11 protein-coding genes and 2 pseudogenes are annotated in these 13,243 nt (G+C 71.7%); 2 read left to right on the top strand and 11 right to left on the bottom strand.

The window, feature by feature from the left end; all coding sequences use genetic code 11:
* Window positions 1–9: 9 nt before the first annotated feature.
* Entirely contained in the window at window positions 10–2,799 is a 2,790-nt protein-coding gene (locus tag B7W94_RS07750; RefSeq protein ID WP_139833288.1) for a hypothetical protein, read from the bottom strand.
* Window positions 2,800–2,913: 114 nt separating this feature from the next.
* Here B7W94_RS07750 and B7W94_RS07745 point away from each other — a divergent pair, with 114 nt between their 5' ends.
* Both B7W94_RS07745 and B7W94_RS07740 read left to right on the top strand, forming a co-directional pair.
* Window positions 2,914–3,447: a DUF488 domain-containing protein gene (locus B7W94_RS07745; RefSeq protein ID WP_025102556.1), complete on the top strand. Its 534-nt coding sequence runs from the start codon at window positions 2,914–2,916 to the stop codon at window positions 3,445–3,447.
* A 120-nt stretch (window positions 3,448–3,567) separates the two neighbouring features.
* Window positions 3,568–4,659, top strand: coding sequence for a YihY/virulence factor BrkB family protein (locus tag B7W94_RS07740; protein WP_085605745.1), 1,092 nt, complete (start codon window positions 3,568–3,570; stop codon window positions 4,657–4,659).
* Between the two features lie 40 nt (window positions 4,660–4,699).
* On the opposite strand, the gene B7W94_RS07735 is transcribed toward B7W94_RS07740, so the two are convergent.
* The 10 genes and pseudogenes from B7W94_RS07735 to B7W94_RS07695 form a co-directional block, all read right to left on the bottom strand.
* On the bottom strand, window positions 4,700–4,939 hold the full coding sequence (locus B7W94_RS07735) for a hypothetical protein (RefSeq protein WP_085605743.1): 240 nt from the start codon (window positions 4,937–4,939) through the stop codon (window positions 4,700–4,702).
* A pseudogene (locus B7W94_RS18550) lies at window positions 4,940–5,182 on the bottom strand (DUF5979 domain-containing protein); the annotation flags it as partial. It abuts the gene before it with no gap.
* A 440-nt stretch (window positions 5,183–5,622) separates the two neighbouring features.
* Window positions 5,623–5,934 (bottom strand): annotated as a pseudogene (locus B7W94_RS18545) (thioester domain-containing protein); the annotation flags it as partial.
* 560 nt (window positions 5,935–6,494) lie between these two features.
* Complete coding sequence (locus B7W94_RS07725) at window positions 6,495–7,010, bottom strand: hypothetical protein (RefSeq protein ID WP_085605827.1); 516 nt, start codon at window positions 7,008–7,010, stop codon at window positions 6,495–6,497.
* Window positions 7,011–7,138: 128 nt separating this feature from the next.
* Entirely contained in the window at window positions 7,139–7,759 is a 621-nt protein-coding gene (locus B7W94_RS07720) for a cyclodeaminase/cyclohydrolase family protein (protein ID WP_085605738.1), read from the bottom strand.
* 39 nt (window positions 7,760–7,798) lie between these two features.
* Entirely contained in the window at window positions 7,799–8,584 is a 786-nt protein-coding gene (locus tag B7W94_RS07715) for an SDR family NAD(P)-dependent oxidoreductase (RefSeq protein ID WP_085605736.1), read from the bottom strand.
* Window positions 8,581–9,255 carry a GntR family transcriptional regulator gene (locus tag B7W94_RS07710; RefSeq protein ID WP_085605825.1) on the bottom strand — a complete coding sequence of 225 codons (675 nt, stop codon included), beginning with the start codon at window positions 9,253–9,255 and terminating at the stop codon, window positions 8,581–8,583. The genes B7W94_RS07715 and B7W94_RS07710 overlap by 4 nt, the downstream gene beginning before the upstream one ends.
* A 4-nt stretch (window positions 9,256–9,259) precedes the next feature.
* Window positions 9,260–10,147, bottom strand: a complete 888-nt coding sequence (locus tag B7W94_RS07705) for a hypothetical protein (RefSeq protein WP_085605734.1) — start codon at window positions 10,145–10,147, stop codon at window positions 9,260–9,262.
* Entirely contained in the window at window positions 10,144–11,658 is a 1,515-nt protein-coding gene (locus B7W94_RS07700; RefSeq protein WP_085605732.1) for a sugar porter family MFS transporter, read from the bottom strand. Before B7W94_RS07700 ends, B7W94_RS07705 begins: the two co-directional genes overlap by 4 nt.
* The gene (locus tag B7W94_RS07695) at window positions 11,648–13,243 is read right to left on the bottom strand and encodes an N-acyl-D-amino-acid deacylase family protein (RefSeq protein ID WP_085605730.1); all 1,596 of its coding nucleotides are present in this window, start codon (window positions 13,241–13,243) and stop codon (window positions 11,648–11,650) included. The genes B7W94_RS07700 and B7W94_RS07695 overlap by 11 nt, the downstream gene beginning before the upstream one ends.

The raw sequence follows: 13,243 nt of genomic DNA, 5'->3' as shown, positions 1-13,243 counted from the left end.
GGGGTCGGATCAGCGCGATCCGGGATGCCCGTGCCGCGTGCGCCGAAGCCGCCGCGCCGCGAGGAGTCCGGCACCGAGGAGCACGAGCAGACCACCGGCGCCTGCCGCCGCGGTCGGCCCCGGCGCGAGACCCGTCGTGGCCAGGTCGGAGGCCGCCCCGCCGTCCGCCCCGGTCGCCGTCCCGGGGTCGACATCCGTGCCCGGATCCGGATTCTCGGGTTCGGGTTCGGGTTCGGGTTCCGGCTCGGGGTCGGGACCGGAGCCGGGGTCGTAGACGTTCGTCACCGTGCACACGGTGTCGACCCCTGCCGTCACCTGGACGACGTCGCCCTCCAGCACGCCCCCCGTGCACTCCCAGCCGTCGCTGCGGTAGTCCGCGGTGGGCGCGCCCGCGACCGCCCGCTCCGAGAGCCGCAACGCACCGGCCCCGAGCGGAGCCAGGGTCACCGCCGTCTCGCCGGACGCTCCCTCGATGCGCGGGCGCGGGAACTCCCCGCCACCGATTGCACGCAGCGTCCAGTCCGTGGCGTCGGCGGGCCCGGCCGGGGCTCCCGGGCCATCCCCGACGACGGTCTTCCGGAGCGTCAGAGTGCCGCCGACGAAGGTGTTCGTGGCGGTGCAGATCGCGTCCTCTCCGAATCCCAGCGTCGCCGTGGTCCCGTCCCAGGTCGTGCCGGTGCAGGACCACTCACCCTCATAGCCGCTCGGGCCGTCCTCGGAGAAGATGTACTCCCCCGGCGGAAGCTGCATATCGGTGACGAACTCCGAGCCGCTGGGGCCGGAGAGCGCCGCGTTGCCCGGGCCGCGGGCCTTCAGCTCGAAGTCGCCGGGCACCGCGCGTCCGCGCTCGCCGTTCACGACCTGCTTGACGAGAGTCAGGCTCGGCGTGATCGATGCATTGGTGAGGATGCACACGACGTCTGCGGAGGGCGGCACCTGGACCACGTCGCCGGTCACCGTCCCCCCCGAGCAGTTCCAGCCGAGCGGATCGTAGCCGGTGGGGCCGTCCTGCTCGCTCAGCGTCCATGCGCCGGGGGCGACGGCCGCCTGCGTGACGGCGGGGGAATTGGCGGGCCCCGACACCGTGGCGGCACCGTCGGTCGCGGTCAGGGTCCACGCCGAGGGCAGCGCCGGCGTGCCGAAGGCGGAGGCGACCTGCTTGCGCAGCGTCAGGGTCGACTGGGTCCACCGGTTCGTGACGGTGCAGATCACACTCTCCAGCGGCATGACCTCGACGGTGTCGCCGGAGCCGACGGGAGTGCCCTCGTCATCGACGCACGACCAGCCCTCGCTCACATAGGAGCCCGCCTCCGGAGCGGTGCTCGCCTCCGACAGGGTGAAGGTCCCCGGAGCCACCGCCGCGAAGCTCACCTTGCCCGAGCCGGAGACGCCGCTGATGACGGTGTCGGCGGATGTCGCGGTGAGCTCCCAGTCCTGCGCGGTGAGGGGACCGCCGCCGGCGTTCACGACGTTCTTCACGAGAGTGAGCTGGCCGACCTCGAGGGTGTTCGTGACCGTGCAGGTCACGTCCGCTCCGGCGCCGACGGTCACGGTGTCGGTCGCCAGGGCGCCGCCCGTGCACGACCACGGCCCGGCCGCGTACCCGGCGGGTCCGTCCGCCTCGGCGAGCGCGTAGTCGCCGACCGGCACCGGGACGCGGGTGACCGCAGCGGATCCCGAGGCACCGGTCACCGTCTCCGGTCCGGTGGCCGTCAGGGTCCAGTCGGACGGCGGCTGGTCGCTGCCCACCACGTTCTTGACGAGGGTGAGCCAGCCGCCCGCGAAGGTGTTGGTGATGCGGCAGGTGATGTCGGAGCCTTCGCGCACATAGAGGAGCGCCCCGTCGATCCCGCCGTCGCTCGTGGCGTCGACGCAGGTCCACGCGCCACCGCTGTATCCGGCGGGACCGCTCTCGGCGAGCGTGTAGGCACCGGGGTCGATGGAGGCGTGGTCGACGGCGTCCGACCCGGAAGGGCCGGAGATCCGCTCGGGTCCGCTCGCGGTCAGGACGAAGTCGGATGGGGCGGCCAGCGGGTATCCGGTCGCCGCCGGATCGACGACCTCCTTGACGAGCGTCAGGTGGGGCAGATCCCCGGTGTTGGTGATCTGGCAGGTCACCGCGCCGCCGAGGGTCATCTCGAACTGATCACCGGCCACGGGGACGGCGGTGATCGCGCCGGTCGTCAGATCCCGCCGCTCGCACGTCCACGGTCCTGCCACATAGCTCCCCGGTCCACCGGACTCGCTCAGCGTGTACGTGCCGATCCGTGCCGGCTGGTTCTGCACCGCAGCGGAGCCTCCCGCCCCCTCGATGGTCGACGGTCCCTGGGCCCGCAGCGTCCACTCCGACGGGGCCGCGCCCCCGCCCTGCACGTTCTTGACGAGCGTAAGGCTGCTCCGGATCGCGTTGTTCTGCACCGTGCACGTCATCGACTGGTTCGTGGTGATGGTGATCGTGCGCTCCGGCTGCGTCGTCACGTCGCCGTCGCAGTTCCAGGAGAAGAAGGCGTACCCGGCTACGCCGCCGGTCTCGAAGATGCGGTAGGTGCCGGGCGGGATGAGGCGCGACTGCATGCCGTTGAGGCCGTCGCCGGTGAAGGTCTCCCCCGTGGCCACGTTGACCGCGTGCATCGTCCACAGGGTGCGGTCTCCGAGACTGGCCCCCGTGTCGAGGTTCTCGATCGCCTTGAAGAGCGAGAGCCGAGCAGTGGGTTCGGCGGCGACGGCGGGAAGAGCACCACCGATGCCGACGACCGCGGCCAGCAGCACGCCCAGAACTCCGAATCGGACTTTTCTCATCGAACGGCCCCCGCCCCGGGTGCGGATTCCCACCCGTCACCTCACCGTAGGGGCGGGGACCGCGGCAGGGCAAGGGTCGTCCGTGGATGGGGACGAGTGGGCTACGGTCGCCTCATGTCTGAGCCGTTCTTCACCATCGGGCACTCCACCCGCACGATCGACGAGTTCCTCGGGCTCGTGCAGGAGAGCCGCGTGGAGAGTGTCGTCGACGTGCGGCGTCTCCCCGGCTCGAAGCGGTACCCGCAGTTCGACCAGGACGCGCTGGCTTCTTCCTTGCAGGACGCGGGGATCGCCTACCGTCGCGAAGAGGCGCTGACGGGTAGACGCCCGGTGAGCAGGGACGTGCCCTTCGAGACCAACGCGTGGTGGCAGAACCGCAGCTTCCACAACTACGCCGATCACGCCCTGTCCGCGGATTTCGGACGCGCCCTCGATGAGCTCCGCGCCGAGGGTCGCGCGCGGCGCGTCACGGTCATGTGCTCGGAGAGCGTGTGGTGGCGATGCCATCGACGGATCATCGCCGACCACCTCCTCGCGCGGGACGAGGTCGTCCGCCATATCCTCGGTCCGGGGCACGTCGATAGGGCGGAGCTCAGCGGCGGCGCCGTCGTCCGCGCGGACGCGGTGGTCACGTACCCGGCCGCATGACCCTCCGCCGGCAGAGGATCCCCCTCGACTCGGGTTCGCGCAACCCCCGTGCCGGAACACCTCCTCTCCTCATAGGACTGGATCGCGGGAGCAGCGCTCGCGCCGACGCGAGGAGGAACCATGTCGAAGGCAGCCACAGCACGAAGCGGATCCGCGTCCGCTCCACCGCCCGAGCACGACGAGAAGCCGGACAGCCCGACCGATCTGCAGAAGCGGTCGTGGAAGTACGTCCTCGTCAAGAGCGTCCGGGAGTTCTCCGCCGACCAGTGCATGGACGGCGCGGCGGCCCTCACGTACTACGCGGTGCTCTCGATCTTCCCCGCCATGATCGCCGTCTTCTCGCTGCTCGGCGTGTTCGGCCAGGGCGGGGCCGCCGCCGACGCGGTGCTGGGCATCATCGGCGACGTGGCCCCGCCGGAGACCGCGAAAGCCCTCCGTGGGCCCGTCGAGCAGATCTCCCAGGCGCCAGGCGCCGGGATCGCGCTCGTGTTCGGAATACTCCTCGCTCTCTGGTCGGCGTCGGGGTACGTCGGAGCGTTCAGCCGGGTGATGAACCGCATCTACGAGATCGAGGAGGGGCGGCCGTTCTGGAAGCTGCGCCCCATGCAGCTGCTCGTCACGCTCATCACCGTCGTCTCCCTGACGATCGTCGCCATCGTGCTCGTGCTCTCCGGGGATGTGGTGTCGGCGCTGGGCGACGCGATCGGCGCGGGCGCGGGCGTGCAGCTCGCGTGGAACATCGCCAAGTGGCCCCTGCTGCTATTCGTCGTCGTCTTCCTCGTGGCGATGCTGTACTACGCGACCCCGAATGCCAAGCAGCCGAAGTTCCGGTGGATCAGCATGGGCGCCCTCGTGGCGATCGTGGTGCTGGCCATCGCCACTTTCGGCTTCGTGCTCTACGTCACCACCTTCTCCAACTACGAGCGCACCTACGGATCGATGGCGGGCGTCATCGTGTTCCTGCTCTGGCTGTGGATCGCGAACCTCGCCCTCCTGTTCGGCGCCGAGTTCGACGCTGAACTGGAACGCGGTCGCCAGCTCCAGGCCGGCATCGCGGCCGAACGCGACATCCAGCTCCCCGCGCGCGACACCCGCCAGAGCGACAAGCGCGCGGAGAAGGAGCGGAAGGACATCGAGGAGGGACGGCGCATCCGCATCGAGAACGAGGGCGACGGAGGGGAATCGCAGCGAGACGAAGCCCCGCGGTCCTGATCCCGGAGTTGGGGCGCGACCGTGTCGCGCCCCCACCTGCTCAGCGGACGTTCGCCCGACGCCGGATCCGCAGAAGAGCACCGGCGAGCAGGATCCCGACGCCGGCGGCCGTCAGCGGGCCTGTCATCAGTGTGGGGCCGGAGGCGGCGAGTCCCTCCCCCTCGTCACTGCTCCCCCCGGAGCCGCCCTCGCCGCCACCGTTGCTCGGCATCTCGACGGGGTCGTACGTGTTGGTCACCGTCACGACGACGGGCTCCGTCGCGGCCGCGTCGACCGTCACCGTCTCCGGTTCGATGGTCTGCGCGGCGAGCGTGACCGCATCGTTGGCGCCGTCCGCGGATTCGCTGACCGTACACGTCGCCCCGTCCGGCAGGCCGGTGAAGACGACGGGATCCGCGCTCGTGGCCCCCGCGGGAATCGTGGCGGAGACGACGACGCCTTCAGCCGGGGCGGGAGTGCAGGCGAGGTCGATGGTGATGGCGTCCTGCAGTCCCGCGCCGTCTCCGGCGATGATCTTCTGCACGCTGATCTCCCCGGACGCGTAGGGGTGGCGCGCACGCCGGTCCGAAGCGGGAGCGTCGTGGTCTGCGCCAGGACGAGCTTCTGCGCCGCGGGCCTGTCCGACGACTCCGTGTCGTAGAGATACACCGTGCCCTGGGTGAGCGAGGCCTGGGCCGTGATCCGGAATCCGTTCACCGGCGCAGCCGGCCCGGTCCACCGCGCCCAGAGCTGCGTGCCGGCAGCGACCGCGGTGCCGACGGGAACGGGCTGGGTTCCCGCCTGGTCCAGGAAGACCTCCACGCCCACGGCCGCGTCGAGCGTGCCGCTGGTGGTTCCGGAGACCGTGAAGGGTCCCACGATCGATCCGTCCTCCGGCACCGTGGTGGTGTCGGGGTCGATCGCGAGCGTCGGCAGAGCCGGCTCCGGGAGGCCGCCGCTGTCGAGGGCCGCCTGCACGACGGCGGCCGTCGCATTCCGGATGGTCGCGTTGGTCCCCGTCGCCAGCACGAAACCGTCGCTGAAGTACCAGATCGCGCTCTGCACCGCGGCGACCTGCTGCGAGAGCGGGAGACCGGAGAGCGGGTTCGCGGTGTTGAAGGGGAAGTAGTTGTTGAGGATGTAGTTGATGTAGTCGAGGTTGGGCACGTTCGACGCGTCCCACTCCCCGATGTTGTAGCCGGCGCCGATGCCGGTCTCCGTGCTGAAGTCGATGCAGTAGGCCGACGCGGTCGCTCCGGAGACGGGGTCGGCGATGGTGATGAGCTGCGGACTCACGGCCTCCACCGAGGCGCCGGTCGCCGGGTACGCGCCGGGAGTCGGCGCCAGGGTCGTGAGCTCACCCGTCACGTTCGTCGGGTACTGCGAGCCGGTGATGGTGACCTGCGTGAAGAAGCCCGCCCGCGGCAGAACGGGGTCGGGATCCCACAGCGGACGCCGGCGTCGCGCCGAAGAGCACCATCGCCGCCGCGATGGCCGTCGCCAGAAGTGCCCCTGCTGTCCGCGAGCGTGCGCGCGTGGTCTCCGTGTGCATGGTGTCCCTCGATCTCGCCGATGATCCGAGTGACGGGTTCTCCGACTGCGACAGCCCGCCGTTGGTCACCGACGATAAGCCTGAGGGCCGCACGATCACAGGGGCGGGGATGATGATCACCCGGGTGAGTCGAACGGCGTCGGTACGGCGGCAGATCGCTCTCGCAGCGGAGCGCCCGCCGGGGGAGGGAGGTGAGTGGCAGGCGCTCCGTCGGCCGCAGCGTGACCGTCGAGGCCCCCCAAGCCGGCCCGTGCAGCACGTTCAGGATGAACCATGCGCACGGTCCGCGCAACGGGTGTGTCCGTCAGTGTCCGTGCGCGAGCTGCTGCACGAGCACGACGACGCCGCCGAGCCCGACGAGGATGCCCAGTGCGATGAGCTGCTGCCACCAGCTCACCCCGGTCCGGCGGACGGCGACGTACCCGATGAGCCCGAGGATCGCGACGTAGACGATCGACGCGATGGTGAGAGCCGTCCGCAGCTCAATCCACCCCAGCACGGCGGCAAGCAGGACGAGCAGCGGCACCGCCGCCGATCCGAGCGCCGTGCCTGTGAGCTTCAGGACCTCGCGCAGGTCCGCTCCCCGGGGGAAGCTGCCATGCGTCGCGAGGTGTGCGACCAGATCGGCGGCGAAGCCCGCCAGCGCGATCGCGACGATGCCGATGAGCAGGGTCACGGTGGCCTGCAGGGCGCTGGTGTGCTGGACGTTGGAGTTCTGCACGAGCACGATGGCGAGGCCCGTGAAGGTCGCGTACACCCGCTCCTTGATCGCGGCGCGGTCGTGCTCGGGCCGAGTGGCATCGGAGTCCGGCGTCCTCATGGGCGGGATGCTATCAAGAGCCACCCGCCGACCGCCGGCCTCGCGGGACCGGAGCGGACCATCCGGGTGCAGATCCCACGCATCGAGGATCTCCTCGACGCGCATGCAGCGACCGCTCGTGCGCCACGTCAGTCGAGGCGCGCGGACAGCTCCGCCGTGATCCCCTCGACCTGGGTCCGCGCCTCAGCCAGTCGTCCGACCTCCTCGTCGAGCCATGCCCGCATCGCGGCCGATGCCCCGTGCACGCGGGCGAGCCGCAGATTGGCCCGAAGGTTCAGGGACGCCCCCGCCAGCCCCGCTTCCAGAGCCTCCGTGGCGACGGCGAGGTCAACGGCGAGGTGTGGGTTGCCGTCCGCGGCGAGCGCACGGGCCTCGGCGACGAGGCTGATGCCGATGCGCCCGAGCTGTGCCACCGACCGCGCCGCCTCGACAGCCGCCTCCCGCACCCGCTGCTCCCGCGCGGGATCGTCCGACGCCAGCCCGAGCGCCGCGCCGAAGCGGGCCGACACGATCCCGTCCGTTTCGACGGCCTCCAGGAGCTCGGCGCGCACCGCGTCGAGCCGGCCCGTGCCCTCGACCACCGCGGGGTCGTCCGGGGTGTACCCGGCGACCATGCCCATCAGCGCGGCAGCGAGGCCCAGCATCACCCCGGATGCTGCGCCCCCTCCCGGCGAGCCGGTGGGCCGACTGAGGGCGTCGAGCCACGCGTCCATCGGGCGAGACGTCGGCACCTCTGCGGAATCCGTCATGCGCACCAGGCTATCCGCGAAGGCCCGACCGGCTCGCTCCTAGAAGGTGTTCGCGCTCTTCGCGAGGAGGCCGCCATCGCACACGAGGTGACTGCCGGTGACGTACGCGCTCTCCGGGCCGAGAAGCCACAGGACGGCGTCGGCGATCTCCTCCGGACGCGCCATCCGGCCGAGCGGGATCTGCTGACGTGCCGCCTCCCCGAGCTCGGTGCGGCGGGCGGCCAACGCCTCCCCCTCCAGGCCGAAGTAGAGGATGTCGGTGTCGGTGGCGCCCGGGACGACGGCGTTGACCCGCACCCCGTCCGGGGCGGCATCCAACGCGGCGGCCCGCACGAACGCGGAGATGCCGCCCTTCGATGCCCCGTAGGCGGTGTTCGCTCCCCCGGCGAAGCCCACGAAGGCGGACGGCGACGAGACGCACACCAGTGATCCGCCCGTGCCCACGGCTCGCCAGCGCTGCAAGGCCGCCCGTGCCGTGAGGAAGGTCCCACGGAGGTTGACCGCCATCACGCGGTCCCACGACTCGACGCTCGCCGACGTCAGCGTCTCGCTCACCTCGATGCCCGCATTCGCAACGACCCCGGAGATCGCTGGCAGGCGCTCGGCGACGGTCGTGAAGGCCGCGTCGACCTCGCTCTCGACGCTCACGTCACAGCGGAGCGGAAGGGCGGACGACGCCCCCGCGGCGAGCGCCGCCGCCGCAGTGTCCGCAAGCGCGCGCTCATCGATGTCGAGGAGGGCGATGTCCTGGCCCCGCGCGGCGGCGCGGAGCACGATGCCGCGGCCGATCCCGGCGGCGGCACCGGTGACGACGACCGTGCTCACCGGTCGGCCTCCGGAGCGGTGGTCGCGGAGAAGTGGGTGCGGATGTGCTCCGTGATGACGTCGAGGCCGTGATCGCGGTCGCCGCTCTGCAGCGCGCCGATCAGCTCGCGATGCTGGTCCGCGACGGCATGCGAGTCGGCGTAGTAGTTCGCGTCGCGACGGAAGTAGGCGCGGACCCGCGGCTGGATGGTGCGCCAGATCTGCAGGCAGTGCTGCTGCCCCGAGAGGAGCACGATGGCCTCGTGGAAGCGGATGTCGTCGTCCGCGAGCCGGGCGAGGTCGCCTGCGGATGCCGCCTCGTCCATGCTGTCGATGATCGCGGTCAGGGCGGCGACGTCCTCATCGGTGACGACGGCCATCGCCTTCTCGAACGCGAAGCGCTCGAGCGCGATGCGGATGGGCACGAGCACGTTCTCGATCTCCTCCTGGGAGACGCCGAGCACCTCGGTGCCGCGGTAGGGGTAGGAGACGACGAGGCCTTCCTGCTCGAGCTGGCGCAGGGCTTCGCGCACCGGCGCCCTACTGGTCCCCAGCTGGGCGGCCAGTTCGAGCTCGGTCAGCTTCTGCCCCGGCTCCAGGTCGCCGGTGGTGATGGCCTCGCGGAGGATCTCGGCGACGCGCTCGCGGCGCGACGCCGCAGGGACCGCGGGGAGGGAGGAGAGAGCGCTCATCATGTCATCGTACCGATGTGTGGGAGATTGTCGACAAAGTCCATTCACAGCGGACAACCGCATGGAACGCGTCGCCCGCCGCCAGGCGCTGCACCGTCCCCGCGGCGAGCGCATCGCCCAGCCCCAGACCCGCCGCCGTGGACGGCTCCCACGCGATCGTGTCCGCGCGCGGAAGGTCGGCGGCGGCATGGTTGAACCACAGCAGCCAGTGCGGCAGCGTCCCGGCGACGCCTCTCAGCGTGACCGAGCCGGCGGGCCCGAGGAGCGCGGCGGCGGCATGCACCCCGTGACGGGCGATATGACCCGCCCCGCCGTCCGCGTGCGCCGGCACGGCGACGACCGGCTCTCCGGCGAACAGCACGCGCCCCGGAGCGAAGAACGCGCGAGAGAAGCAGGGGTGCTCGCCCCACGTGAACGACCGGACCCCCGAACCCGTGTTCCGCACGACGGTCGAGACCGTGAGGGCGCCGTCCTCGAGAGCGATCGTGCGGGTCAGCTCCGCCACCCCGCCGTCGAGGAAGGGCCCGTCGGCGACGCACACCACGCGGTCGTCGGCGTGCGCGACCATCGTCCACGGCACCCGGGGCGCCCATCCGTGCTGCGCCGTGGACGGGGTCGGCAGTCCCGCGCCGGGGAACATGGGGAACCATCCGCCGACCAGCACCTCCTCGTCGAACTCCTGCGCCGACTCCTCCCCCGTCAGTTCCGAGGGCACGAGCACGCGCGGGCGACGGCCGTCGGACCACAGCACGTCCCCACCGCCCGGATCGAACTCATGGATCAGGCAGCCGTGCGCGGGCACGACCGTCGCCCGCGCGCGCCCCGCCCGCAGAACGTGCACGGTCGCCGCGTCCGACGCGTGCTCCCCGGCACCCGGGCGCGACGTCGTCATCGCGACGGGCCCTCCGGCCCGCCGCGTCCCGCGCTCGCCCCCATCTCCTCGAGCGAGCGGCCGTTGGTCTCACGGACCCCGAAGTACACGAGCATGAACGACAGCGCCGCCATCACCGCGTACAGGGCGTAGCTGCCGGGGAGCGACACGTCCCGCAGGCTGGGGAACGAGAAGTTGAGCGCCACGCCCGCGAGCCAGTTCGCCGCGGCGCACACGGACAGCGCGACGCCGCGGATCCGGTTGGGGAACATCTCCCCCAGCAGCACCCACACGACCGGACCCCACGACACCGCGAACGCGACCACGAACAGGTTCGCGCCGATCAGCGTCACCGGGCCCCACACGCCGTCCAGCTGGGGCGCCCCGTCCACGATGCGCGCCGTGGAGAAGCCGATGCTCACGATCACGAGGCTGACGAACATGCCCACCGAGCCGGTCAGCAGCAGCCTGCGACGCCCCACTCGGTCGATGAGGACGATCGCGACGACGGTGGCCGCCACGTTGATGAAGGAACTCAGCACCGACAGCCCGAATGCGGCGGACTCCTCGAAGCCGACCGACTCCCACAACGAGGTGGAGTAGTAGAAGATGACGTCGATGCCGACGAGCGCCTGCAGCGCGGCGACCCCGATGCCCACCCACACCACGGGGAGGAGCCCCCGACGCCGGTCCAGCAGGTCGCGGAAGCGCCCCGCGTCCTTGTGCTGCAGAGACTCCTCGATGCGGTCCGTGAGCAGTCGCGCCTCCGCCGGCGCGACGCGCTGCAGCCGGATCAGCACCCGACGCGCCGCCTCCACCCGGCCACGCGCCACGAGGAATCGCGGGGACTCCGGGACGACGAGCGCGAGCACCAGGTAGATCAGCGCCGGCACCACCCCCGCGATGAACATCCAGCGCCAGGCCGGCAGCCCGAGGAACAGCTCCGCATCCGCGCCGCCGAGCACCCACGCGATCCCGCTGTCCGAGAGCAGGGCGACGAAGATCCCCAGCACGATAGCCGTTTGCTGCATCGAGGCGAGCCGTCCGCGGACGTGTGCCGGAGCGATCTCCGAGATGTAGAGGGGGCCGAGCACGGTCGCGAACCCGACCGCGATGCCGGTGACGAGCCGCCACACCGCGAGGTCGACCACGCCCTGCGCGAGACCGCACCCGATCGCGGCGACGAAGAAGACGACGCCGGCGGTGAGCATGGTGCGGGGCCGTCCGATGCGGTCCGCGATCCACCCGGCGCCGAGCGCCCCCACCGCCGCCCCGAGGAGCGTGACGGCGACCACGACGCCCAGACCGACGGCGTCCAGTCCGAGGTTGTTCTCGATGGCGGTGACCGCGCCGTTGATGACGGCCGTGTCGAAGCCGAAGAGGAAGCCGCCGACCGCAGCCGCGACCGCGAACCCGGTCACAGCGGGGGTGAGACGTCCGCTCTCCCCTGGCGGGGGCGTCGTGGCGGCGCTCCTGCGACGGCGGCGCTCGGGCGCGGCGCCGGCGACGGCGGATGAGTATTCAGAGGACATCGGCTCTCTCCAGTCGGATTCCGGGTCGGTGCACGGTGCGCGCTCCCGACGAGACCACCGCGGTGCCGTTCACCCAGACGTGACGGGCGGCGGTGGCGTAGGTCTCGGGCAGGACGAAGGTGTCCGTCGCCCGCAGCAGTTCGGGGTCCCACAGGACCAGGTCGGCGAAGGCCCCGTCGGCGACGACGCCCCGATCGCGGAGGCGGAAGTGCCGCGCGACCGCGCCGGTCATCTTGTGGACGGCCGCCTCCAGGGGGAGAGTCCTCGCGCGCAGGGCATGGTGGCTCAGGAAGTGCTGGGAGCCGTGGAAGAACAGGGGATGCGGGGTCCGGGCGCCGAGGACGCCGTCCCGACGGGACGTGAAGCCGTCCACGCCGAGGAGGAAGCGCTCATGGCGCACCGCCTCGGCGACGTGGTCGGGATGGAACAGCGCTCCCATGAACTGCACGGCTCCGAGGTCGCCACCCGACGCCGCCATGATGTCGAAGTAGGCGTCCCATTCGTCCGTCCCGTTCGCCGCCGCGATCTCCGGAAGGATCAGCCCCTCCCAGTCGGGGGTGGCCGGGCTCACCGCCAGCCGGACCCGTTCCCACTGGCCCCTGTGCACGAAGCGCCAGTACCGGTCGGCGTCCGCACGCACCCGCGCACGCACCGCCGGGTCGCGGAGGGCGTCGGCCGCGGCCTCCTCCCCCGCCGAGAGCAGCCAGTCGGGCAGCAGTCCCGCGGCGAGTCCGATGCCGTCGGGATAGGGGGTCATGTCCGCGAGGACGTCGACCCCGGACCGACGCTCGCTCTCCAGCCGTGCCACCGCTTCCTCCCACGCCCCCTCGTGCGCGCCGGTGTCGTGTCGCACGTTCAGATGCGACAGCTGCGCGCGTAGCTCCCCGGCGTGGACGACGCGGAAGAACTCCGCCACGGCCTCCGCGAGCGCCGTGTCCCGGTTGCGGATGTGGCTGGCGTACATGGCGTCATGACGTCCCGCGACACGGGCGAGCGCCTCCAGCTCCGGTGTCGAGGCGTTGCGCCCCGCCCCGTATTCCAGACCGGAGCTGAAACCGAGCGCGCCGGCGTCGAGCGCCTCGTGGAGATGCCGCTCCATGGTGCGCACGAGGTCGCCCTCCGTCCGCTCGGCGGCGCGACGGAGACCCGTGTGCCCGACGAACCAGGCGAGGTTCTGCGCCGTGCCGCCGTCGTGCACGACGGTGAGGAGGTCGGCGAACGACCGCCAGCGCACCTCGCCGTCGTAGCCGAAGGCCGCGAGCGCTCGGCGGGCGGTCTCCTCGTCGCCGTCGGCGATCGGCGCGTACGTGACGCCGCAGTTGCCCACGACCTCGGTCGTCACCCCCTGGTGCACCGTGCTCAGCGCATCGCGGTTGCCCAGGATCGACCAGTCGCTGTGGCTGTGCGGATCGATGAGCCCCGGGGTGAGGAGGAGGCCGCCCGCGTCGAGCTCCGCGGCCGCGGCGATGCCGGCATCGGGCGCGACGACCGCGATGCGATCGCCGACGATCCCGACGTCGGCCGGGAACGGCTCCGCCCCGGTGCCGTCGATGACGGTCGCTCCGCGGATGAGGAGGTCGATCAC

Source organism: Microbacterium sp. LEMMJ01, from assembly GCF_002114135.1.
Taxonomy (GTDB): domain Bacteria; phylum Actinomycetota; class Actinomycetes; order Actinomycetales; family Microbacteriaceae; genus Microbacterium.
Note: the sequence above shows the minus strand (reverse complement) of the source record. Positions and strands in the feature narration are given on the sequence as shown.

Coding starts and splice junctions, on each gene's coding strand:
- B7W94_RS07750 (WP_139833288.1), bottom strand. CDS start 2,799: ATGAGAAAAGTCCGATTCGGAGTTCTGGGCGTGCTGCTGGCCGCGGTC.
- B7W94_RS07745 (WP_025102556.1), top strand. CDS start 2,914: ATGTCTGAGCCGTTCTTCACCATCGGGCACTCCACCCGCACGATCGAC.
- B7W94_RS07740 (WP_085605745.1), top strand. CDS start 3,568: ATGTCGAAGGCAGCCACAGCACGAAGCGGATCCGCGTCCGCTCCACCG.
- B7W94_RS07725 (WP_085605827.1), bottom strand. CDS start 7,010: ATGAGGACGCCGGACTCCGATGCCACTCGGCCCGAGCACGACCGCGCC.
- B7W94_RS07720 (WP_085605738.1), bottom strand. CDS start 7,759: ATGACGGATTCCGCAGAGGTGCCGACGTCTCGCCCGATGGACGCGTGG.
- B7W94_RS07710 (WP_085605825.1), bottom strand. CDS start 9,255: ATGAGCGCTCTCTCCTCCCTCCCCGCGGTCCCTGCGGCGTCGCGCCGC.
- B7W94_RS07705 (WP_085605734.1), bottom strand. CDS start 10,147: ATGACGACGTCGCGCCCGGGTGCCGGGGAGCACGCGTCGGACGCGGCG.
- B7W94_RS07700 (WP_085605732.1), bottom strand. CDS start 11,658: ATGTCCTCTGAATACTCATCCGCCGTCGCCGGCGCCGCGCCCGAGCGC.